The 22,333-nt window shown below is 34.1% G+C and carries 21 protein-coding genes and 1 riboswitch; of the genes, 17 read left to right on the top strand and 4 right to left on the bottom strand.

Annotation, left to right across the window (positions count from 1 at the left end; genetic code table 11):
- Positions 1-79: 79 nt before the first annotated feature.
- Complete coding sequence (locus tag PRVXT_RS08455) at positions 80-622, bottom strand: hypothetical protein (protein WP_350342447.1); 543 nt, start codon at positions 620-622, stop codon at positions 80-82.
- Between the two features lie 70 nt (positions 623-692).
- Between PRVXT_RS08455 and PRVXT_RS08450 the strand changes: the two genes are divergently transcribed.
- The 3 genes from PRVXT_RS08450 (at position 693) to PRVXT_RS08440 (ending at position 3,653) form a co-directional block, all read left to right on the top strand.
- Entirely contained in the window at positions 693-1,370 is a 678-nt protein-coding gene (locus PRVXT_RS08450) for a hypothetical protein (protein WP_350342446.1), read from the top strand.
- A gap of 72 nt (positions 1,371-1,442) precedes the next feature.
- Positions 1,443-3,212 carry a sensor histidine kinase gene (locus tag PRVXT_RS08445; protein WP_350342445.1) on the top strand — a complete coding sequence of 590 codons (1,770 nt, stop codon included), beginning with the start codon at positions 1,443-1,445 and terminating at the stop codon, positions 3,210-3,212.
- 78 nt (positions 3,213-3,290) lie between these two features.
- On the top strand, positions 3,291-3,653 hold the full coding sequence (locus tag PRVXT_RS08440) for a hypothetical protein (protein ID WP_350342444.1): 363 nt from the start codon (positions 3,291-3,293) through the stop codon (positions 3,651-3,653).
- Between the two features lie 12 nt (positions 3,654-3,665).
- Here the strand turns inward: PRVXT_RS08440 and PRVXT_RS08435 are convergent, their stop codons facing one another.
- Positions 3,666-3,893 (bottom strand): alpha/beta-type small acid-soluble spore protein, encoded by a 228-nt coding sequence (locus PRVXT_RS08435; protein WP_350342443.1) that lies wholly within the window; start codon positions 3,891-3,893, stop codon positions 3,666-3,668.
- A 105-nt stretch (positions 3,894-3,998) separates the two neighbouring features.
- A complete protein-coding gene (locus tag PRVXT_RS08430; RefSeq protein ID WP_350342442.1) occupies positions 3,999-4,568 on the bottom strand; it encodes a YhcN/YlaJ family sporulation lipoprotein in 570 nt (189 codons plus the stop codon).
- A gap of 117 nt (positions 4,569-4,685) precedes the next feature.
- On the opposite strand from PRVXT_RS08430, the gene surE reads away from it, so the two are divergent.
- From surE to asnS, 11 genes are all read left to right on the top strand, one after another.
- Positions 4,686-5,438, top strand: coding sequence for a 5'/3'-nucleotidase SurE (gene surE / locus PRVXT_RS08425; RefSeq protein WP_350342441.1), 753 nt, complete (start codon positions 4,686-4,688; stop codon positions 5,436-5,438).
- A gap of 81 nt (positions 5,439-5,519) precedes the next feature.
- Positions 5,520-6,197, top strand: a complete 678-nt coding sequence (gene deoC / locus PRVXT_RS08420; protein WP_350342440.1) for a deoxyribose-phosphate aldolase — start codon at positions 5,520-5,522, stop codon at positions 6,195-6,197.
- A 243-nt stretch (positions 6,198-6,440) separates the two neighbouring features.
- Positions 6,441-7,013 carry a hypothetical protein gene (locus PRVXT_RS08415; RefSeq protein WP_350342439.1) on the top strand — a complete coding sequence of 191 codons (573 nt, stop codon included), beginning with the start codon at positions 6,441-6,443 and terminating at the stop codon, positions 7,011-7,013.
- A gap of 260 nt (positions 7,014-7,273) precedes the next feature.
- Positions 7,274-8,314 carry an N-acetylmuramoyl-L-alanine amidase family protein gene (locus PRVXT_RS08410; protein ID WP_350342438.1) on the top strand — a complete coding sequence of 347 codons (1,041 nt, stop codon included), beginning with the start codon at positions 7,274-7,276 and terminating at the stop codon, positions 8,312-8,314.
- Between the two features lie 67 nt (positions 8,315-8,381).
- Positions 8,382-9,479 carry a DnaD domain protein gene (locus PRVXT_RS08405; RefSeq protein ID WP_350342437.1) on the top strand — a complete coding sequence of 366 codons (1,098 nt, stop codon included), beginning with the start codon at positions 8,382-8,384 and terminating at the stop codon, positions 9,477-9,479.
- Between the two features lie 2 nt (positions 9,480-9,481).
- Positions 9,482-10,483, top strand: coding sequence for an ATP-binding protein (locus PRVXT_RS08400; RefSeq protein ID WP_350342436.1), 1,002 nt, complete (start codon positions 9,482-9,484; stop codon positions 10,481-10,483).
- Positions 10,484-10,500: 17 nt separating this feature from the next.
- Positions 10,501-13,014: a DnaB-like helicase C-terminal domain-containing protein gene (locus tag PRVXT_RS08395; RefSeq protein WP_350342435.1), complete on the top strand. Its 2,514-nt coding sequence runs from the start codon at positions 10,501-10,503 to the stop codon at positions 13,012-13,014.
- Between the two features lie 44 nt (positions 13,015-13,058).
- Positions 13,059-13,225: riboswitch (M-box (ykoK) riboswitch) on the top strand.
- 206 nt (positions 13,226-13,431) lie between these two features.
- The gene (gene mgtE, locus PRVXT_RS08390) at positions 13,432-14,784 is read left to right on the top strand and encodes a magnesium transporter (RefSeq protein WP_350342434.1); all 1,353 of its coding nucleotides are present in this window, start codon (positions 13,432-13,434) and stop codon (positions 14,782-14,784) included.
- 252 nt (positions 14,785-15,036) lie between these two features.
- Positions 15,037-15,900: a response regulator gene (locus tag PRVXT_RS08385; RefSeq protein WP_350342433.1), complete on the top strand. Its 864-nt coding sequence runs from the start codon at positions 15,037-15,039 to the stop codon at positions 15,898-15,900.
- Positions 15,890-16,348, top strand: coding sequence for a chemotaxis protein CheX (locus tag PRVXT_RS08380; RefSeq protein ID WP_350342432.1), 459 nt, complete (start codon positions 15,890-15,892; stop codon positions 16,346-16,348). The genes PRVXT_RS08385 and PRVXT_RS08380 overlap by 11 nt, the downstream gene beginning before the upstream one ends.
- A 241-nt stretch (positions 16,349-16,589) precedes the next feature.
- A complete protein-coding gene (asnS, locus tag PRVXT_RS08375) occupies positions 16,590-17,882 on the top strand; it encodes an asparagine--tRNA ligase (RefSeq protein ID WP_350342431.1) in 1,293 nt (430 codons plus the stop codon).
- A gap of 425 nt (positions 17,883-18,307) precedes the next feature.
- Here the strand turns inward: asnS and PRVXT_RS08370 are convergent, their stop codons facing one another.
- Positions 18,308-18,457 carry a hypothetical protein gene (locus tag PRVXT_RS08370; protein WP_350342430.1) on the bottom strand — a complete coding sequence of 50 codons (150 nt, stop codon included), beginning with the start codon at positions 18,455-18,457 and terminating at the stop codon, positions 18,308-18,310.
- A 123-nt stretch (positions 18,458-18,580) separates the two neighbouring features.
- Here PRVXT_RS08370 and tdh point away from each other — a divergent pair, with 123 nt between their 5' ends.
- The 3 genes from tdh (at position 18,581) to PRVXT_RS08355 (ending at position 22,005) form a co-directional block, all read left to right on the top strand.
- On the top strand, positions 18,581-19,630 hold the full coding sequence (gene tdh / locus PRVXT_RS08365) for an L-threonine 3-dehydrogenase (RefSeq protein WP_350342429.1): 1,050 nt from the start codon (positions 18,581-18,583) through the stop codon (positions 19,628-19,630).
- Positions 19,631-19,653: 23 nt separating this feature from the next.
- Positions 19,654-20,841: a glycine C-acetyltransferase gene (locus PRVXT_RS08360; RefSeq protein WP_350342428.1), complete on the top strand. Its 1,188-nt coding sequence runs from the start codon at positions 19,654-19,656 to the stop codon at positions 20,839-20,841.
- Positions 20,842-21,300: 459 nt separating this feature from the next.
- On the top strand, positions 21,301-22,005 hold the full coding sequence (locus PRVXT_RS08355) for an aspartate/glutamate racemase family protein (RefSeq protein WP_350342427.1): 705 nt from the start codon (positions 21,301-21,303) through the stop codon (positions 22,003-22,005).
- The last annotated feature ends 328 nt before the right edge of the window (positions 22,006-22,333 follow it).

Genomic DNA, 22,333 nt, shown 5'->3' with positions numbered 1-22,333 from the left:
TAAAACAATTTTTTAATTAATTTTTTATATCTAACTATATTATTACACAATAGTACTAGTTCTATAATAGCAAAAATTGTTAAAAATTTTTAATAGCTTGCCAAAAACCAGACCACATGTCTTTAGAAAAAAGGTTGTAATCTATAGGAGAACCAGGAACATTATAAACTATGGCTTCTTCTTCACCTTCAACACTTCTAACTTTTTCACCGTTTACTATTAAATATCTTTTAATAATGCTATCATCTTCATCTCTTTCAATACCATAACTTAGCTCAAAAGATTTAGATTCACCTTCATGAGTTGTTACTACCAATGTTGCTGCATCATCATTTCTTTCTTTTATAACATCTGCAGAAATTTCTTCGTTTTTGTTCCAGCTGTAACTGACCTCATGCTCGTGTTCATCATTCCATATAGCAGTAATGCTATTAAGAACGGGTTCTGTAGTAACGCTACCTGCTTCCCAAATGTAGCTTATGCCTACCTGCATGCCTATTGCGAATAACAAAACACATAGAGCAGGAATCCAAGTTAGCTTAAGTATTCTTAATAACTTTGAGCTCATTTTTAGCTTAATTTTAGAGTTGTTTTTATTTTTGCTTTGAACTTGTCGAGTCATAAAATATCACCCCCATCTATACCATTATACTGAATAATAAAAAAAACATCAATAAGTGGGAGTGAGTTACTTGTTAAATAAAATTACAAGAAGAGCAAAATTAGTGGTAATTCCAACTATAATTTTCCTTGTTACTTTTGTATTTCTTGAGGACTACAATGTACAGGTTTTAGGAGATGACCTTATCGATAGAAACCAAAAACCTAACCGACCATATTATTATTACTTACAAGTTTTTAATGTAGAAAACAAGCCGTTACTCATTATTAATACTAACAACAATGAGCACTTAATATACCTAGGGCCCTATAAAAACTTAACTCACTTAAACCTTTCCTTGGAAGACTTTTTAACTGTTTATATGGAAGATTTTTATGGAGATGGCGAAGAGAATCTTTTGAGCAAAGGCAGCCATTTTTCTTTAAGTGAGAACTCTTATTTAGATATTATTGACAGTGGCGTGATAATGTTAAAGATTAACCGGTTAAATTTTTTGATTGTTGAAGAAAAAGGAAATTTAGAAAAGCTTGACATGTATCATGACTTTCAATTTGTAATTTCTAACGATATAACCATATATACCAAAGTTAAAAAAGAATTTTCCTTAGAGAACTTTTTTTATATAGGGTCACTGGACAAAAAAAGTTCATTTGCAAAAGAGGACCTAATACCCATTTCAAAAAAAAATTACATAAATATAATTAGTGATGGAAGTACTTTGGAAATTTTCCAAAAAAATATAAAATAATAAAGGGAATTTAACTAAAAGAAAGAATACTATTAATTGTGATTATTTGAAAGTTGAGAAAGGTGTGATTTTTTGAGTTTTATAAAGAAGTTAAATGATTTATTTTCATTTATTTTTTTGTTTGTCCTGTTTCTTTATTTTGCAGGCGCTCTTTTTTGGAATATCGACTCATTAACAATCACAGACCTTTGGTTTATATCTAGTATAACACTCATTCTGCTAGGAATTGATTTTTATCGCGATACAGTATACGGCTCTCTTTATGTAGCATTTGACATGCCTTTTGTTATATCTTTATTCTTTATTTTTGATAGTACTTTTACTGTTGTTACTGCTTATACTTTAACTATGGTTATTATACTAAATCAAGATTATAATTTTTCATCTATGATTAAAACTTTAGGTAGACAAGTTATTCCCCTATTAGTTGCTGGTATAGCTTACAGCTTTTTTTCTAACATAGTTAATAACACTATGTTTTTAGTATGTATAACTCTTTCAACTTACGCAATACTTAACTACTACATTTTGTATTTAGCCGTTTATGCAAAGTCAAACTTAAAATTAAATAATGTAATAAACTTACCTTGGGCTCTTACCTTTTACATAATACAATTTGTGGGAATTCTAGCAATTGTGGAGCTGTACTTTGAGCTTTATGAAGTTAATATTTTCCTTGCTATCGGTGGAGTTTTTTTAGGGTATGGCGTGTGTATTTTATGCATTAGTATTTTAAATAATATGATGGACATAGGGAAGAATAAAAGAATTTATAAAGAGTCTTTAAATTATTTTATTGAATTTCATAACTATGGTTTTTTAGCTTTAGATCATAAATATAATGTTTTAGCTTTTAATGAAAAGATGCTAGATATCTCGCAAATTACCGATAAAAATATACTAGGCAAACCAGTGTTAGAAGTTTTTTCTAATAGCTTCATGGCTAAGTATTTAGGAAGGTGTAAAGGGGAATATGACCTTCTCGATCATTTTTATGAGCCGACAACGGAAAGATACTATAGCTTAAATTTTTTAAAGGTAAAAGCCAATGAGAAACCATTAAAGGATAAGTTAGTCTCTTTTTTAATTCTTATTAAGGATGTTACAGAAGAAATGGAGAAACAAAAAGAAGAAAATATCAAAAACAAGTTAGAGTCCTTAGAACAGTTAGCTGCTGGGACTGCAAATGAAATAAAAAATCCATTAACAGTCGCATCAGGGTTTCTCCAGTTGACCAGGCAAAAGATTGAAAAAGGGTGCGATAATAACCATGTGCTATTATCATACATAGAAAATATCGAAGAGGCGCTAAACCAAACGGGAATTAGTTTAGAGAGGTTAACAATTACTGCAAATAGCTGCTTAAACGAAGAAAGATTAAGGTGGATTGACTTATCTGTCTTATTAAAAGAAGTTACTAATGATTATAAATCTAGGTTTTCAAATATTGACTTTAATATTGAAGCTAACAATTTAAAAGCATTTGTTGACATCCGATTATTATCTATTTGTTTAAATTATATTTTACAAAATTCTGTAGAAGCAATTTTAGAAAAAAACATAGATGAAGGATTGCTCGAAGTGCAAGGCTACACAGAAGGTTCTAATATTAAAATTGATGTTATTGATAATGGGGTGGGGTTTGGAAAAGACCAATATTTAAAAATTTTTGATCCTTATTACACTACAAAAGATAATGCCAATCAAGGACTGGGTTTATATTACTGCAACTGTATTATAAAAAAACTAAGGGGTAATATAGAAGTAGTGTCTAAGCTAAATCAAGGAACTAAAGTTACTATAACACTCCCTGAAGACTTAAACGGAAAATTAGAATATTAAAGTTTTCTTCTTTTTTAGCATTTTTTATTGAGTTTTTAATAGTAATTAATAAAAGCTTGATAAAAGGTGGGGAAAACTATGATATTAAAATTAATAGATGAAAATGAGTTGTCTATTGATGTGAAAAATGGAAGTGTTGTTGTTTTTTTTAAACAACATCCTGATATTTATCTAGGTAAGCAAAGAACTGAGTATTTAGATGGAGATGCAATTGAAAAATTTAGCACAATGCCCGGCGATTTAATTGATGAAAAATACTTTAAACTCTATGACGGAATAATTTATATAGGGGGAATTATAAGCCCTATAAAATGCTACTCCTGTGGTAAAAAGTTATACTATGATGAATATACAGTTCATAAAGATAAGATACAGTGTTTTTATTGTGGGCAGTTAATAAAACTAAAAAAGAGTAATTCCTTAAATGATTTGTTGTTATAAAAAAAGGGAGAACTAGAGTTCTCCCTTTTTAATCATTTGCTCTTGTGCACTTTTTATCATCGACTTAACCATAGCTCCTCCAATTCTTCCGCCAATCTTACCACATTCATAAGTTGTCATATTTCCCCAACCGACCCTGTCGATTTTTTCCTTGAGACCGAGTTGGTTAGCAACCTCATACTTAAACTCATCTAAAACTTCCGGTGGAAGTATAGTTTTTCTCCTTCTTCTTGCAGCCATCTAAAACCACCTCCTAGGTATATTTTTTGTATCAAACTACAATACTATCCTAGAAGATAATTACTAAAATAGATAAAAAAAGCGCCCCACAGGCACTTTTTTTATCTATTCCGCTGTATCGGCATCTGGCCGTATTTCTTGAAGAATTTGATTAATTTCATTTAACGACTGACTTATGGGCTCTCCACGTCTTTGCTGATCTGCTATTTTACCAATTCGTTCTGTCAATTCTGGGTCAGCTGTAACAATCGCTTGATCGATATTTTCATGCTGACCTTCTACTTCCGTAGTAACTTTATCTTTAACATGTCTACTATCTTCTGCACTTGTGTTAATGCCTATCATAGCCATATTGCCAACTACTACAACATGAGCAGTTTCCACACCAGTCATATTACTAACGCTGTTAGCAATATCTTCTGCTAAGTTTTCTTCGGTCATCATACCATCATTGGGTCTAGTTTGACCTTGGTCAGGTAGTCTTTGTTGGTCAGGATTTTCAATATTTTCAGGAGAAACGTCAGGATCTGTTGGTGTATCCCTTTCAGTTGGCTGCATATTTTGATTTTCTGGTTCTTCTGGAGCTGGAGCCGGACTTGGGTTTATCCTACAACCAACGGCAACAAAAATAGTTAATGTTAAAACTAATATCAAGAAAAACCTGATATTTTTCATTTTATACCTCCTTTTAACCCAAAAAATATGTTCATTTATATATTTTCCATTTAAGAAAAAGGTTATACTGAGTAATAAAGTTAACTATAGAAAATTTTTCATAAGGAGTGAAAAAACTTGAAAATTTTAATAACAAATGATGATGGAATTTATGCACAGGGAATTGATGAATTAGTCAATTTTTTTTTAAAAAAAGAGGCAAAAGTTTATGTGGTTGCTCCAGATCGAGAGAGAAGCGCTAGTGGACAGGCTATAACACTGCATAGCCCACTAAGAGCCCAGAAAGTTACTAAATGGGAAAAAGCTATTTCGTGGGCTGTTGATGGCACCCCTACGGATTGTGTTAAACTGGGTCTTGCGGAACTAGTTGACGATTCAATTGACATGGTAATATCAGGTATAAATATTGGGCCTAACTTAGGAACCGATGTTTTGTATTCAGGCACAGTTTCTGCTGCTATCGAGGGAGCAGTTTCAGGAGTTCCTGCAATAGCGATATCACTAGTTAGCGCAGATAATATAGATTTTTCGTATAGCGCTAATGTAGCTTACAGGTTTGCGAAGCTTATGTATAACAATAATGTACCTAAAGATACACTATTAAATATAAATGTTCCTGATGGGGAGGAAAATAAAATTAAGGGATTAAAATATACCGTATTAGGTCAGGTGAGGTATAAAAACCCATTTGAAAAGAGAAAAGACCCCAGAGGAAAACATTATTACTGGCTTTCTGGTGAACGTAATCAGGATGTTAGCAATAGACAGTCAGATGTTTATGCAATTTCAAAGAACTTTGTCTCAGTATGTCCCATCCATTTTGATTTTACTAATTATAGGTTGCTTGAAATTATAAAAGATTGGAAATAATATATCCAAAACTTGAAAAAAAGTGTAAAAAGAAATATAATTAACTTGTCAGATGTCTTACAATAGAAAGGAGAATTTTATATGACTTTTGACCAAAAATTAGCTAGCATGATTGACCATACTTTACTTAAAGCGCAATCCACTCCTGAACAAGTAACAAAAATTTGCAATGAAGCTAAAGAATATGGTTTTGCTACAGTTTGTGTGAACCCCAGCTACATAGAACAAGCGAAAAAAGAATTAGATGGATCAAATGTAGGAATAACCACAGTTATTGGGTTCCCACTTGGAGCTTCAACCTCAGAAACAAAGGCTTTTGAAACAAAGGATGCAATTTCTAAAGGTGCTACTGAGATAGATATGGTAATTAACGTAGGTCTTTTAAAATCAAAAAAATGGGATGATGTATTACGAGATATTCAATCTGTTGTAGATGCTGCAAATGGAACTGTTGTAAAAGTAATTCTGGAGACCTGTTATTTAACAGATAGTGAAATTGTTAAGGCCTGTGAACTTTCTGTCCAAGCACAAGCCAGCTTTGTAAAAACTTCAACGGGATTTGGAACTGGTGGTGCAACTGCTGAACATATAACGCTAATGCGCCAAACTGTAGGACCTGAAATTGGCGTAAAAGCCTCTGGTGGTGTAAGGGACCAAAAAACTGCCTATACAATGGTAGAAAGTGGCGCAACTAGGATTGGAGCATCAAGTAGTGTGGAGATAGTAAAAGGTTCTGCAACCGAAAAATCCGACTACTAAAATAGTTACAAAAACATTACAAAGGAAGGTTGGTGCATCAAAGCCAATCTTCCTTTATTTCTTTTTTATTACAAAAAAGAAGGAATTATTGGTTGTTATATAGAATATTCTAGTATTAAAGAAATTGGGGATTGCAAAACTACTTGATTTATCAAAAACTTGCTGAAGTCATGTATGGTTATTGCATGACAACAGCTGTTGTTAAATTTTGTAATCTACTTAAAAAATAAGGAGGGCGAAAACGTGAAAAAAATAGGAGTTTTATTATTTTTGCTTATGGTAGTTCCTGTATTAGTTTTAGGATGTGGATCAAATGAAGCTGAAGTAGATGCAAAACCAGAAGAGGAAGAAGCTGAAAATGAACAAGAGGTGGTGGTAGATGAGAATGCAGAGTTTATGCCACTGGAATTTTCTTCCCTTAATCTTTTGATAGAAGTGCCACAAAAGGGTTGGGATAACACATTATCAAGAGCAACACAAGAGGATTTTGAAGATGACCATGGGCAGTTTCAAATATGGTACTCCACAAATTTGCCCAATGTTAGAAGGTTAGTTGATTCTGAACCTGATGTTATAGTAGATAAGCAAGAAGTGGAAATAGATGGTTTAGATGAGGAAGCAGTACATGTAAAAATAACTGATACCGATGATGGATTGGATGTATATAGAGAGCAACTTTACTATGAATATGTAAATCCTGAAAATGATCGTCGTTATTATGTTTTAATTACCATGACCTACCCTCAAGACTCTGATACAGATTATTACCATAACAAGTTTGCACATATTATGGATTCTGCTACAATTGAAAGATAAAATGTTTAACTTAGATTAACCAGTTGCAAAATCTTGTTTACATGAAAAAGTATAATAATTGTAAGTATAGAATTAGCAAGTAGTAGCTAAAAATCTACTGGCACAGTAAAAAGGCTTTGCTGATTAAAATACCATCTTTTAAGACTACCAATTTTAAAGGTAGTCTTTTTATATTAATAATTTTTTAAAGGACTTTGATAGACATTTGTCGAATTTTATATTCTACACAAGAATCTATGAAATAAGATGGAGGAACGACTATGCCCCAAAAACTTTTTAACAATAAAAAGAAGAAATTAAGTCGCAGGACATTATTTATGGTGCTGGCTTTGCTTGCCACCACTGTAATATTTTTTTTGCAATCCATAAGTACACCTAATAATGAACCATTACCTACACTTAATGCAATTCAGTCTAATAAGCATAACCACTTTATTGAATTTAGTACCATAAACGATGCTGACAACAATCGAGTCTTAGCATTTAGGTTTGTTAATTTAGAGAAAGAGAATGTTCAAATGCATACTAATGATGGAAAACTACAAATAAGTGTAACCGATGTCTATCATGAGTATGATTTTAGTCAAAAAACTCACGTATCAGATGTTGCAACTGTACAACAAATTGGTGATGACTCTATAGTTTTTTCGTTACCCCTAGAACGTTTAGGTCCATATCAGGTTACCATCGATGAAGATGGTATATTTATAAAGATATTAGATTGGGGTTTAGAAGGAAAAAAGATTGTTATAGACCCAGGACATGGGTACCCAGATGGAGGGGCTCAAGGTCCAACTGGCACTTTAGAAAAGGATGTAGTTTTAGATATTTCTTTAAAACTTAAAGAAATATTAGAAAGTAAAGGAGCTGAGGTCCTTTTAACCCGTAGCGATGATTATAGACCATATCCAACTTCATATGTTCAAGATTTATGGACAAGGGTAGAAATGGCGGAAGACTTCGGTGCTCATCTATTTATTTCTATACATAACAATGCCAGTGATATTTCCTCTGTACAAGGTATAGAAACATTTTATAATCCTAATGTAATTCAGGGTCATAACAACAAGAAACTGGCAGAAGTATTGCAAGAACAGCTTTCAACTGATATAGAGCGAAGAGATAGAGGAATCCACCCGGCAAACTTTACTGTGTTAAGCAGCGACCAGTTTATCGGCGCTCTAGTAGAGCTTATGTTTATCACCAACCCTACTGAGGAATTAATGCTATCCAATTCAGATATGATTGAAAAAATAGCCCAATCTTTAGCAGAGGGGATAGAAAGCTTTTTTGCTAATTAGCTCTTTTCACATGTCAATATTTGATGTATAATTTACCTTGCTTATATCAAGGAGGAATAGATTAAAAGTGTTTATTATAGAAGGAAATGTAAAAAAAGATACCATAGTAAAACATCAACTTTTGGAATTATATGCACCACTGATTGGTTTTGAAGCTATATCATTATGGATATACTTAAAGCATTGTATAGATAATAAAAAATCTATATCAATTAAGGATTTATATTTACAGCTACAAATGCGTGAAAGTACTGGCAAAACATCTTTAAATTTATTAAAAAAATACAAGCTCCTAGATAAGGAAGAAAATAAACTGGTTTTAAAAGAGCCCATGGCTACTGACCAGTTTATTAAGTTTGTAAAGGATAATGAACAAATTGAAATAGAAACTAAAAAGCGCTTCTTCACTCTCTTAGATGACTACTTTGAAGAAATCCCCAAAAATGAAATAGATAAAAATGAACAAACTTTGCCTCAACACACCAATCATCTTACTGTTGCTCAAAAAGAAGATGAACTGGTGGCAAGATTTATGTCAGAATGCAATTTTATAGGAACCAAAGAGCTGCGGCAAAAATTTGATTACTGGTTTGAGCAAATCCAAGATGTGGAGCTAATGGAAGAGCTTATAAGAAGAACAAAAAAGAAAATTCAGTTTTCTGGAATAAGAGGATGCCCTAGCAATTATACAGATAAGATAGTAAAAGACTGGCAATTAAAGGGTATTAAAACCTTTAAAGACTTATACGCAAAAGATGAAGCTTTTAAACGAAACTGGCAAATTTACCGCATGGTGGAAAAAGAACTAAATAAAGACTATGACTCGTTAACACCTGAAGAACGTACGATGGTTAATAGTTGGATTAGCCCTGAAAATGGAGAAGGATTAAAAGAAGATATCATTAAAGAGGGCATAAAACAAGTTATACGTAAGGGGCTTTTCAAGGGTAAAGGCTCTCCAACCGTAGCTTACATGAATAGATGGATGAACAACTTATTAAAAGCGAAGGTTACCAGCAAAAAAGATGTCGAGCAAAATTTGTTTTATAGTGATAAAAAGTCTGACTCTCCAAAGATAGGGAAGGAGTACAGTCAGCGGCACTCAAAATCAGAGTTGGAGCAAGCGATAGAAAAGAAAAAAGTTAGTTATAAAGGAGGTAAATAAAAATGGAAAAAAATCCTTATCTAGAATTGCTTGATAATGATAACTATTCTTCAAAACTAGTTGCCCAAAGAAAACATAAAAAGTTTCTAGAAAACCTATATAAATCTCACCCTTTACTAGAAAAGTTAGATGATAGAATTGGCATATTACAAAGTAAGATAGCCAATAACTTGGCAAAAAAGTTTAAAGGAGAAAAAGTAGCAGATTTAGATAAGATGAGGACAGAGCTTTCCAAAGCAATAAATCAAAAGCAGCAGTATTTAGCCAAATACTCCATATCAACTAACTATAAAGAACCTAATTGGCAGTGCTCAAAATGTAAAGATAGCGGAAAAATTTATAATGAAAAGCAAGTACAACTATGTACATGTAATAAAAAAAATAATATGATACTAAAACAAAAGTCAGCAGGACTACCACCTAAGTTAGTTAATGCTACCTTTAATAAGGCAGATTTTAGCCTCTATAATAAAGAAGATCGAGATAATGCATTGACCATGTATAATGAAACAAAGATATACCTAAATAAGCTTATTCAAAACTACAACGACAGTAAAACTTTCCCCCATGGTTTATATATTTATGGAAAGACAGGGGGAGGTAAAACATATTTGTTAGGTTGCATAGCTAATCATCTATTACAAAAAGGAATTTCAGTTAACTACATTGTCTATGCTGATTTATTAGATCGGATTCGTCAAACATATGGTAAAGAAGAAGGGGAAACAGAAGGACAAATTTTACGCAAAATAACCACGGTTCCGGTGCTGCTATTAGATGATTTAGGTATGGAAAAAAATACAGAATTTTCCCAAAAACATTTAGGACAAATAATAGACACTAGATATCGTAACTTACTGCCCACCATAGTAACTTCAAATTTTACACTAACAGAGTTAGAAGAACGAGCACGAAATGACCTTTACGGTGAAAGAGTTATCTGGAGATGTATTGAAACCAGTAAAATATTAGAACTTACGGGAAATTTAAGAAGTCCTAGCTAAGGAAAGGAGGGGTAATAATGGATATAGAATCAGCAATTAACGCAGTCAAAGAAAAAGTTAATATAATTGATTTTATAGGTGAGTATACAGATTTACAACGTAAAGGGAATTTGCACCAGGGGAAATGTGTACTTCATGATGATAAAGATACCCCTTCGCTAACGGTCTATGAAGAAACCCAGAGTTTTTACTGCTTTGGCTGTAAAGCAGGAGGAAGTGTTATAGAGTTTGTTAAAGATTACTATAATTATGACTTTAGCGAAGCTATGCAATTTTTATCAGAAAAAGCAGGTATAGAGGTTAAGTCTGTAGACCCAGCTAAGTATAGAAAGAAAAGAGCTAGAGTAAAGCAAAATCAAAGCCAGGTACAAACCACACAAAAGCAGTTAGTTGAAACTGAAAACACAGGGAAAAAGTATTTACAAGGGCGTGGTTTTTCTATTGAAACCATTAAAGACTTTGACTTAGGCTATTCAAGTTCTGACAATTCTGTAGTCATCCCTATTCACGATGGATTTGGAAAAGTCGTCGGGTTCAGTAGGCGATTTTTAGATGACGGGGTAGAACCTAAATACAAAAATTCCCGCAATGACGAAGTATTTAACAAAGCTGAACTTCTATATAACCTTCATAATGCGCGTAAAAATATAGATGATAGTCTTTACGTGGTTGAAGGATACTTTGATGTTATAAGCTTATGGCAAAGTGGTATCAAAGCTGTAGTAGGTGTGATGAAAGATTCTATGACTACGGAGCAAGCTCAGATAATATCACGTCTGTGTAAAAAAGATAAGACGGTGGTACTTGTTCCTGATAACGATAGTACTGGTTTAAAAAGCGTAGCGAAAAACAAAAAAACATTATATGAAGTAGATTCTAAACTAGATATTCGAGTGGCCACTCTTTCATCAGAACATAAAGACCCCAACGATGTTTTAATGGCAGAAGGAGAGCAGGCTTTAAGGGAAGTTTTAGCAGAGCATAAAAGTGCAGACTATATAATTTTAAAGCAATTGTTAAATGACCAAAGTTCTGCGGAAAAAGAGTATATTGTAGCTAAGGATTATGTAAATAACAACGTATATGATGTAATGATACTAGAAAATTTAATAAATTATTTAGAAATGCGCTGGGGAAAACCCAGGCTGCAAATAATGGAACATTTAGGTCTTTCTAAGGAATTACCAAACGATTTGTTAGCTGAACAAAAGGTTCTAGGAATATTGTTGGAGCACCCTAAAAAGCTAGATGAAGTCGCAGATACGTTAACACCTGAACTTTTTTACAACAACACAAACCGTTTGCTTTTTCAAAAAGTTTTCGAGCAATATCAATCAACGGGAGAAGTAACAAAGTTTAACTTATATTTAGATATTATGAAAGATCAATCGCTGCAAAATGGAGAAGAACTATACAAAAAGTTGACTGATAATATTCCTCCAGCAGATGAACTGCAAAAAGCTGTTAATGTTCTATTTGAGTTAAATTCAAAGAGAAACTTAATAAAAGCGGCTGAAGAAATTGAGACAATAGTGAGTACAAATGAAAAAGAAAGTGTAGACTCTCTTCAATCCAAGGCTCAAGAAGTAATATTTCAAGCTACAGATATGGGAGGTAGCAATAAGTCAATTTTTAATACCAACGAACTTCTTGCTAACAGACTGGAAGAGTACGTAAAAAGGAAAGAGGGCATGGCTCCGAGAGGACTGATGACAGGGTATATGTCTTTAGATGACCTTACTAATGGGTTTAAAAATAAACACCTAATAATACTAGCAGCAGCAACTTCAACAGGTAAGACAGCGTTTAGTCTTAACCTTGTACGCAATGTCTTAAAGAGAAACTTGCCGGTAGCTTTTGTTAGTTTAGAGATGAGTGCAGAAGAAGTAATGGATAGATTGATAATCCAAGAGCTTAGAATAGATTCGCAAAAGTACGAACAAGGTGACTTGTCTGATGAGCAATTTAATGAGTTTACAGAAAAACTTAACTTATTGTACGATTTGCCTTTACGGGTAAGTGACCAAAGAGGGATAAATGTATCTCAAATAAGAGCAAGACTACGTCGTATGAAGGCTCAAATGGGTGGTTTAGGTCTTGTTGTTATTGACTACTTGCAGACAATATCAATACCTGAAAATGGGACGCAAACTACCTCCCGAGCAGTGGGTGATATAGTACTACAGCTTAGGAATCTAGCTTCAGAGCTGGATGTGCCAATTATTCTTCTTTCTCAAATAAATCGAAACTATAGCCAAAGGCAAGATAAGCGACCTCAAGTTTCAGACCTAAGGGAATCTGGTAATATTGAAGAATTTGCCGATATGATTGTGTTTTTATATAGGCATGCAAGGGTAAGTGTAGAAGCTTTAGAAGAAGCTAAGGCTGAAGGTAAAGAAAATGACACCGAAGTAATAGTTGCTAAAAATAGAACTGGTAAAACTGGAATTGCCACCCTTGTATTTGATGACCGTTATTTAAGGTTTATAGATCCTGCTGGGGAATCTCTAGAAAAAAATATGCCAAACTAGGTTGACATTGTACTAAATTCGATTTAGACTATAAGCATACTAAAATAGTATCTCGTTAGGTGAGGCTACTATATGAACATAGGCTGTTGCCCAGAAATGTCCAGAGACGCCAATGGGTAGAACAGGCACTGCCGAAATAAGGCATGCTTAACACAGCTGAGCACAAGCTCTACGTCATATAGTGTCAAAGCCCAAACGTATGAGGTAGGTGCACGCTACAATAGCGCCTTTATGCCTTCCTCTCTTTTTGAGGAAGGCTTTGTTTTTGGCTAAGTGGTTGTACCCCAATTTATAAATTTTGAGAATTCAAAATGAAAGCGGGGCTAGTATTATCTCTATTGCTTTAACTGTGATCGTTGGGGCAAAAACCCTATTTATTGAAGTTTGACTTTATAACACAAAACAGGGGTGATAACAATGACAATGGAAAAAGAAGCATGGATGAAAATTTTAAGATACCTAAAAATTAGAGACAAAGCACGAACGGATATATTAGATGATATATTACCCCAAGATATTGCGGAAATGATAACTGAAATGGAGCCAGTAGAGCAAAGTGAGGTATTTGAGCTTCTTAATGATGAAGAAGCTGCGCTAATTTTAGGTGAGCTAGAAATAGCTGAGCAGGCTAATATAATCTCTACAATGGCCGATAAGCGATCTGCAAAAATATTACATTTTATGCCCTCTGATGATGTTGCTGACCTTTTAGGAGGACTGGAAAACCAAAAAGCTCAAAGTATCTTAAAGAATATGAACAAAGAAGATGTAGATGAAGTAACTGGGCTACTAAATTATCCTACAGACTCAGCTGGTGGACTTATGACCACCGAATATATTGCTTTTAAAGAAACCACCAAAGTAAAACAAGCCTTAAGCAAATTGAGAGAGCTGGCTCCTTCAGCAGAAACAGTTTATTATCTTTACACAGTTGATGAGCAAGAAAGGCTTGTGGGTGTAATTTCATTAAGAGAACTAATTGCCTCTCCTGATGATGAAACCTTAAGCCAGATAATGCGTACTAATATCCTTTCAGTTAATGTTGAAACAGACCAGGAAGAAGTTGCCAGCATAGTGCAAAAGTATGATTTTTTAGCTATACCTGTGGTAAATAGCGAAAATAAGCTTTTAGGAATTATAACGGTAGATGATATTATGGATGTTATTGAAGAAGAAACTACAGAAGATATTTATCACTTAGTTGGAACTTCTGAAAAAGAAGGAGAGAGTTTAGTCCATGCTAGCGTCCTGGCAACAGCAAAAGCAAGGTTACCTTGGTTAATTGTTTGTTTATTAGGAGGGCTAATCTCTGGATTTGTCATAGACTCGTATGAAGACACTCTAGCAAGTGTCATAGCTTTAGCTGCATTTATTCCTGTTATAATGGATATGGGAGGAAATGTAGGATCTCAATCATCTACAGTATTTGTCCGTGGAGTAGCTACCGGTGAAATTATGCCCAAAGATATGTTTGGTTATTTTTTTAAAGATTTTAAAGTAGGCTTGATTATGGGAATAGTTTGTGGAGTATCAGTAGCTGGTGCGGCAGCATTGTGGCAAGGCAACCCTATGCTTGGTGTAGTTGTCGGCTTAGCAATGTTTTGTACAGTGACATTGGCAGCGACAATAGGAACCTTAATACCCATCTTTTTTGTAAGATTAGGAGTTGACCCAGCAGTAACAGCTGGACCCTTTGTTACAACAATAAAAGACGTTACAGGCTTGATGATTTATTTTTACATCGCAATGACTTTTATGGAGTATCTGTAGGACTAGCTGATTAGCTATGTCAACTGATTGAAAACCCCATTGATGAAAATTTTACTTTAGAAAAGAAACCCTTTGCTGTGAGGGTTTTCTTTTTTAAAATCAATGATCATAAAAGTAGTTGTTATGAGATAAAAAATTATAATTTAATTATATTTCCCCTTAACTTTCTTTACACTTTGGTTTATAATTAATTATTATTCAATATGTAATATAGCTAGTTATGTTTGAGTTGATAAAAAAGGAGGCTGCAGAATGGAAAAAGCAAAAATATTAGTTGTAGATGATTCACCTTTTTCAGTAAGTGTTTTAAGAGACATAATTACAGATTTGGGGCATCAGGTAATAGGTGAAGCAGGATCATTGGAAGAAACCATTGAGTTTGTAAAAAACAATACACCTGACCTAGTGACCATGGATATTACAATACCTGGAACTGATGGTTTTGAGTGTACAAGAGAAATTCATAAAATAAATAATGACATTAAAGTTATTATGGTAAGCTCTATGAAAGATGATGTAATTGAAAAAAAAGCAAAACAGCATAAAATATCAGGATTTGTACAAAAGCCAGTTGACCCTGAAGAGCTTAAAACAGCCATAGATTCGGTTTTACAAGATGAAAAAATCTTTTTGGAGTTACAAAACAGTTATTATAATGTTTTTAAAGAAAGTTTTTTAGATAATCTAAATAGATTTGCTAAAATACTACCACAAGTAGAAGAGTGTAAAAATAAATCTTTAGAGATGAATTCAAGAGGAGTAACTGTCGTTGTAGGGATAATTGGGAGTTGTTCTGGAAGAATGGTACTAGATATGTCCCATCAAACAGCAAACAAGATATCTAATTTAGTCCTAAAGCGGGAGACAAAAAACCAAGATGAATTAATGGCCTTTATGGGTGAATTTGCCAATGTAGTTGGAGGAAACGCCTGTTCCATGCTTAATAGAAAAAACAAGCTGTATAATTTGAGAGTGGCACCGCCTACGGTGCTGCATGGCGAGTCATTAACAATATCTAATGCAAATATTGAAGTAAAAAGCATGGTTGCCCAATCCGAGCTGGGTGAAATTCAGCTGAATATTGGATTTAAAAAGGGGGGGTACGATGGATTCTAAAATTATAAATCCATTTATAACAGCCTTTACTGAAATTATGCCTCAACTGGGTTTTGTTGAAGTAAAGAGAGGCGATATATCACTAAAATCAAACACAATAAGTACAAAAGGCGTTGCTATGAATATCGGTCTTGTGGGAGATGTTAAAGGCAATGTTATATATAATATTTCAGAAGAAAATGCCAAAAAAATTGCTTCAAAAATGATGATGGGGGCACCTGTTGAAGAATTAAATGAAATGAGTCAAAGTGCACTGTCTGAACTGGGTAACATGTTAACTGCTAACGCCAGCACTCAATTTTCTAACAGTGGCATTGAAACTAATATTTCCACCCCCACATTGATGTATGGGGAAGATTTTAAAATGCGAAGCGATACAAAGCACTACATATGCATAGAAATGGAAGCAGATGGTCTCATAGTGGAAGTAAATGTAGCGGTTCAGTAATGTTCAATAAAGTTTCAGCGGAGTTAAACAATTTAAAAAAGCAATACTAAGAAAAATATTAAACAAAAGCAAGGTTGACAAGAAAAAGCAACCTTGCTTTTTTGCAACAACTAAATTAAAAAATGATTGTTTTATAGATGCTATGATCTTAAAAAAGCCACATTGATATAGTATAGAATAAATGTTATAATAATTAGATAATAAAAAACGAATTATTATCAAGAAAGTGGAGGTCAGTATTATGTTACATACCAGTATTGAAGAAATTGCTAAATATAATGGCAAGGAAGTAAAGTTACAGGGTTGGTTATATAATTTGCGTTCTAGTGGAAAAATTCACTTTCTGCAAGTGCGGGATGGTTCAGGATTTATTCAAGGAGTAATGGTTAAAAATGACGTAGGAGAAGAACTTTTTAACAAAGTAAAAGAGATGTCACAGGAATCCTCTGTAACCGTAGAAGGGATTGTAAAAGAAGATCACAGGGCCCCTTCAGGTTATGAGCTATCCATTACTAACGTTGAACTAGTACATAAAGCAGATGAATACCCTATTTCCAAAAAAGAACATGGCACAGACTTTTTGATGGATCACCGTCATTTATGGCTTCGTTCCCCTAGACAGGTTGCTATTATGAAAATAAGGGATACTTTGGTAAAGGCAACTAGAGATTTTTTCCATAAAGATGGCTTTACTTTAGTTGACGCTCCAATTCTTACTCCTTCATCTTGCGAAGGTACAACTACATTGTTTGAAACTGATTATTTTGATACCAAAGCATATTTAAGTCAAAGTGGTCAACTATATATGGAAGCAGCTGCGTTAGCGTTAGGTAAGGTATATTGCTTTGGGCCAACTTTTAGAGCAGAAAAGTCTAAAACCCGTCGTCATTTAATAGAATTTTGGATGATAGAACCAGAAATGGCTTATGTAGAATTTGAAGAAAATTTACAAATACAAGAAAATTACCTAACATACATTGTTGAGGAAGTACTTGAACACAATAAAAAAGAACTGGAAGTCCTTGATAGGGATTTGACAAAACTAGAATCAATAAAAGCGCCCTTTCCTCGTATTACCTATGACAAAGCTATTGAGTTACTCCAGGAAAAAGGAGAAGATATTAAATGGGGTGATGATTTTGGTGCACCTCACGAAACAATCATTGCAGAACAGTTTCAAAAACCTGTTTTTGTAACCCATTATCCAACTAAAATAAAAAGTTTTTATATGAAACCAGACCCACAACGCCCAGAAGTTGTTTTGGCAGCTGACCTGCTAGCCCCTGAAGGGTATGGAGAAATTATTGGTGGAAGTGAAAGAATTTCAAGTCTTGATTTATTGATGGAAAGAGTAGAGCAAGAGAACCTACCACTAGACGCATATCAGTGGTATATTGATTTAAGAAAATATGGTTCAGTCCCTCATTCTGGATTTGGACTTGGTCTAGAACGTACAGTAGCTTGGGTTTGTGGGTTAGATCACATCAGAGAAACCATACCATTCCCTAGAATGCTAAATAGAATGTATCCTTAAACATACTTTATGTAAAAAATCCCCAATCCACATGCTTGGCAAGTGTGGGTTAGGGATTTTTACTCTTTTATAGTCTATACTAATATTATTGTTATGTGTTATACTGAGTTGGTCAGTTGGTCAGTTGGTTAGTTGGTCAGTTGGTCAGTTGGACAGGCGAATTTATAACCTTACTTAATAAAGGCGAATTTACAATTTGCAATTTACAATTTGCAATTTACAATTGACAATGAAGACCTTAGTTGGATGGTTGGTCAGTTGGTTAGTTGGTCAGTTGGTTAGTTGGACAGGCGAATTTACAAACTTACTTAATAAGGGCGAATTTACAACCTTACTTAATAAAAGCGAATTTACAATTTACAATTTACAATGGACAATTTAGACCCACTTTGTTATCCTGAACACCACCAGCCACCAGCCACCTGCTACCTGCCAACTGCTACCTGCCAACTGCTACCTGCCAATAAACCAGCTTTGTTTTCATACATTGTTATGGCCGGCACTGAGGCCGGCCGCTGCCGCTTTGCGGGGGGATTTGCTTTTCCACTTCCTACTTTCCACTTTCCGCTTTCCATTATCTATTTTGGAGACTTTTTGTAACATAAATATCAACAAAATATTAAAGGAGTTTATTTAATATTTGTTGAAAATAATTATTATAGAAAAGTTTTGGTAAAAACTTAAAAGGAGGAATTAGCATGGCAAACAAAATGCAGGTTGTAATGAAAGAAGAACCTAAGTCAGGAGCTGTCTTAGGAACAAAGGATATCCCAAAACCTAAAGCAGATGAAATATTAGTAAAAGTTATGGCTACTTCCATTTGTGGAACTGACCTTCATATTTATAACTGGGATGAGTGGTCTCAAAGTAGAATTAAACCACCCTATGTTATGGGGCACGAGTTCAGTGGTGAGGTAGTAGAAATTGGAGAAGATGTAACTTTAGTAAAAAAAGGTGATATGGTTTCGGCAGAAACCCATATCGTTTGTAATGAATGTGAGTTATGTAGGACAGGGCAAGCCCACTTGTGTGAAGAAACAAAAATATTAGGAGTAGACATAGATGGAACCTATGCAGAATATGTAGCTATACCTGCAGAAAACGCATGGGTTAATCCAAAAGGAATTGATCCAGCATATCTTTCTGTGCAAGAACCGTTAGGGAACGCTGTCCAAACAGTGCTAGCAGGTGATATAGTTGGTAAATCTATAGCCGTGGTTGGGTGTGGTCCCATAGGGATTTTTGCAGTAGCAGTTGCTAAAGCCTCAGGAGCTTCCAAAGTTATAGCTTTAGAAGTCAATGAATACCGCATGGAATTAGCGGAAAAATTAGGTGCAGATATAGTTATCAATCCTCTTAATGAAGATCCTGTAAATAAAGTATTAGACGCTACTGATGGAAAAGGTGTAGATGTAATAGCGGAAATGTCAGGAAATCCTACAGCTATAAAGCAGTCCCTAAAGTATGTTAAATTAGGGGGGAGAGTCTCGTTGTTAGGTATTCCAAATGGAGAAGTGCCACTGGACATCGCTAATGACGTAGTATTTAAAGGAATTACTATTCAAGGGATAGCAGGCAGGAAAATGTATGAGACTTGGTTTCAAGTTAAAGGGTTATTGGAATCTGGCAGCTTAAATATTGAGCCGGTAATAACCCATCGTTTGCCAATGAAAGACTTCAAAAAAGGCTTTGAGCTTATGCAATCTGGAGATTGCGGAAAAGTAGTTCTTTATCCACACGAAAAATAAAGTTTGAAAGGAGATATATATTTATGAGCAATGTTCATGAACTAAACTATCTAAAAGAAAACATCCAGCAACTTAAAGAAGAAGGTGTTTATCGAGAACTACCTGTTTTAGAGGGGCCAAACGAATCTGAAATCATATTAAATGGCAAAAAAGTAATAAACCTTTCTTCAAATAACTACCTTGGCTTTGCTAACCACCCTAGATTAAAAGAGGCAGCAGTTAAAGCAGTGGAAAGTCATGGGGTAGGTGCTGGTGCTGTGCGAACTATTGTTGGTAATATGGATATTCATGAGAACTTAGAACAAAAACTTGCAGAATTTAAAAGAGAAGAAGCGGTTATGGTTTTTCAATCAGGGTTTAATTGTAACGCTGGAGCTATACAAGCTATTACCCAAAAAGGTGATTTGATTATTTCTGATGAGCTAAACCATGCTAGTATAATAGATGGTTGTCGCTTAAGTAGAGCAGACAAAACTGTTTATAAGCACAGTGACATGGAAGACCTAGAAAAAATATTGAAAGAAAGAAGAGATAATTACAATAACGTTTTAATAATAACTGATGGTGTTTTCAGTATGGATGGGGACATAGCACCACTTCCGGAAATTGTTGATTTAGCTGAAAAATATAATGCTATGACTTATGTAGATGATGCTCACGGCTCTGGTGTTCTGGGAGAAAGTGGACGTGGTACAGTAGACCATTTTGGGCTTCATGGAAGAGTGGATTTTACTATCGGAACTCTGTCTAAAGCTATCGGAGTAATTGGTGGTTATGTAGCCGGTAAAAAGACCATGAAACAATGGCTAAGTCACCGTGGTCGTCCACTATTATTCAGCACATACTTGCCTCCTGCGGCAGTAGCGCCAATAACAGAAGCTGTTAACATGTTAATGGAGACAACAGAGTATACTGACAAACTTTGGGAAAATGCTAAATATTTTAAAGAAAAGCTCTCTACTCTAGGTTTTGACTTAGGAAAGAGCGAGACACCGATAACACCTGTTATTATAGGTGACGAAGCAGAAACTATGGAGTTTAGCAAAAAACTTCTGGAAAATGGGGTGTTTGTCTCCGGCATTATCTTCCCAACTGTACCAAAAGGAACAGGACGAGTAAGATGTATGGTTACTGCTGGCCATTCAAAAGAACAGTTAGATAAGGCTGTAGATATATTTCAAAAAGTAGGAAAAGAAATGAAAATTCTCTAAAGTAATTAACCCAACTGTTTATAAAAAGCAGTTGGGTTAATTATTTTTATGGCAGCTTACAGCTTAGTTCCACTAGTTGCTTAACGATAACCTAATTCCCTTAGAGGAACCTAGTGAAATCTGTTAAGCAATTTTCATACTACTTTACTATCCCGCAAAATAGCTAAAAACGTTGTCAAAACACGCAATATCAAAGGTAGGCATGGCGAAGAAAGCAGTAAAAAGAAGATATAGGGAGAAAATGAATGTTAAACACAGATAAAAACATTTCTTGGGCAATAAAGAGGTTTATAAAAACGGAATAAAAGAGTGTAATTGACAAATTGTCATAAAGTATCCAATTATATATATATGTGTTACAATAATGTTATTGTATAAAACTATAATTTAATTTCATTTTATGCGTAGGGGTTAGGGTTGTTGTTCTTAAAAATGAAAAGTAGGAAAGGGGAGGATAAAGTGAAACTTGGGATAATTGGCGGGATGGGGCCATTAGCAACCGCTGAACTTTTTAAAAGAATAGTATGCAGAACTGATGCTGCCAAAGATCAACAGCATTTAAATGTTCTGATTAATAATAATACCGACATACCTGATCGCACTGCTTATGTGTTAGGCGATGGAGTAGATCCAACTCCAGAGTTAATAAAAACTGCGCAAAGTTTAGAAAAGATGGGAGCTGATTTCCTTGCTATGCCTTGCAATACAGCCCATGTTTTCTATAAGGCGATACAACATAAGGTACAAATTCCAATTATAAACATGATAGACGAAACCTGTAAGTTAATAACTAATAACTTTCCCGATGGGACTGGGGTGGGAATATTGGCTACAGATGGTACAATTAGCTCTAAGGTATATCATGAAGCATTATTTAGATATGGTCATAAAAGTCATTCTTTAGATGCTAACTGTCAACAATATATAATGGATGTTATCTATAATATAAAAGCAGGAAAAATACCAAAAAGTCAGGAAAAGTTTCAATCGTGTGTTAACCAGCTATTCTCACAAGGAGTCAAGCCAGTTATTTTAGGATGTACAGAACTATCTATTTTAAAAGAACATTTTAATTTACAGTATCCCTTTATTGATCCCTTGGATGTATTAACAATGTCTATATTAAATTATGCAAAAATCGACATAAAACCTATTAACAGATAGAATTTACAAACCTTAGGTTTTTTTACGCTGACTTGTTGATTCTTAGCTAATATGATTGGCTTTTACAAATTAAATATCTGAAATAAGGATCTTTGCAAACGGTTAAAGTGTCTATCTTAAAACAGGAATATTCTTCTGTTTTAAGATAGACACTTTTTTGCTGCACAAATGGAAGCTCGCCTGCGTTTGTAATAGATTTTTTATATCAAAAATTAAAGTCCCTTAGTAGAGTTTTTGCCACTAAATCAAGATTGACCATTTTTTGAGCGGAGTTTATGAAAAAATTGCTAAATGTAAAAGGTTATTGTAAAATTATGTCGAAATATAA

Source organism: Proteinivorax tanatarense (genome assembly GCF_040267685.1).
Taxonomy (GTDB): domain Bacteria; phylum Bacillota; class Proteinivoracia; order Proteinivoracales; family Proteinivoracaceae; genus Proteinivorax; species Proteinivorax tanatarense.
Note: the sequence above shows the minus strand (reverse complement) of the source record. Positions and strands in the feature narration are given on the sequence as shown.